Here is a 217-nt window from a genome sequence, read left to right as displayed (position 1 = left end):
ACCCCCGACCCACGGCTTAGAAGGCCGTTGCTCTATCCAACTGAGCTACTGATTCGCACAAAAAAAAGCGGGTGATGAGAATCGAACTCACGTGTTCAGCTTGGAAGGCTGACGTTCTACCATTGAACTACACCCGCAAAATCTGAACCAGGAGGGATTCGAACCCCCGACCCACGGCTTAGAAGGCCGTTGCTCTATCCAACTGAGCTACTGATTC

2 tRNA genes are annotated in these 217 nt (G+C 52.1%); both read right to left on the bottom strand.

Going from position 1 to position 217, the window contains the following annotated elements:
* Positions 1-66: 66 nt before the first annotated feature.
* Positions 67-137 (bottom strand) — tRNA-Gly (locus NE558_RS14380).
* A gap of 6 nt (positions 138-143) precedes the next feature.
* Positions 144-217: transfer RNA gene (locus NE558_RS14375), tRNA-Arg, on the bottom strand.

Source organism: Anaerotignum propionicum, from assembly GCF_024461735.1.
Lineage (GTDB): Bacteria > Bacillota > Clostridia > Lachnospirales > Anaerotignaceae > Chakrabartyella.
The sequence above is the reverse complement of the archived record's forward strand: the minus strand, read 5'-3'. Positions and strand labels throughout refer to the sequence as shown.